The organism is Streptomyces murinus (assembly GCF_002154555.1).
GTDB classification, from domain to species: Bacteria; Actinomycetota; Actinomycetes; order Streptomycetales; family Streptomycetaceae; genus Streptomyces; species Streptomyces murinus.
This window is the reverse complement of the sequence record NZ_MUNF01000576.1, coordinates 1-919: the sequence shown is the minus strand read 5'-3', so window position 1 is coordinate 919 and position 919 is coordinate 1. Positions and strand designations below refer to the sequence as shown.

At 76.5% G+C, this 919-nt stretch carries 1 protein-coding gene; it reads left to right on the top strand.

The annotated features are described in order from the left end of the window. A partial coding sequence (locus CCN72_RS30000; protein ID WP_107430192.1) for a zinc-binding dehydrogenase occupies window positions 1-814 on the top strand: 814 nt, incomplete at its 5' end. Between the last annotated feature and the right edge of the window lie 105 nt (window positions 815-919).

Below are 919 nucleotides of genomic sequence, written 5' to 3'. Positions count from 1 at the left end.
CGCCGTCGGCGAGGGCGTCGACGCGGGGCTGCTGGGCCGCCGGGTCTGGATCTGGGAGGCCGCCTGGATGCGCCCCGACGGCACCGCGCAGGAGTACGTCGTGCTGCCCGCGCCCCAGGCCGTGCCGCTGCCCGACCACGCCTCCTACGACCTCGGCGCCTGTCTGGGCATCCCCGGCTTCACCGCCCACCGCGCCCTCACCCTGCCCGGCAGCGGACCCGATCGGCTGGGCCCCGGCACCTGGGCCGGCCGTACGGTCCTGGTGGCGGGCGGCGCGGGCGCCGTGGGCAACGCGGCGATCCAGCTGGCCCGTTGGTCCGGTGCCACGGTGATCACCACCGTCAGCAGCCCGGAGAAGGCCCGGCTGGCCCGCGCCGCCGGCGCCGAGCACGTGGTCGACTACCGCGCCGAGGACGCCGCCTCCGCGATCCGGGCCGTCGCGCCCCGGGGGGTGGACCTGGTGGTCGAGGTCGCGCCCGCGGTGAACGCGGAGCTGGACCAGGCGGTGCTCGCCTTCGGCGGCACGGTCGTCTACTACTCCAACGACGGCGGCAACACCCTCACCCTGCCGGTCTTCGACCAGTTCATCGCGGGCACCCGCTGGCAGGGCCTGCTGGTGTACGCCGTTCCGCCGAAGGCCAAGGCCCAGGCGGTGGCCGACCTCACCGCGGCCGTCGGGGCCGGTGCCCTGCGGGTGGGGGAGGCGGCGGGGCTGCCGCTGCACCGCTACCCGCTGGAGAAGACGGCCGAGGCCCAACGGGCCGTGCAGGACGGCACGATCGGGCGGGTCCTGGTGGACGTCGGGGAGTTCTGACCCGCACACGCGGTCGCACGCGCGCCCGCACACGCGAGAAGCGGGGCGCCGGAATCCCGGCGCCCCGCTTCTGCTTCCGCTCCCGCGTCAGGCGGTCAGAGCCAC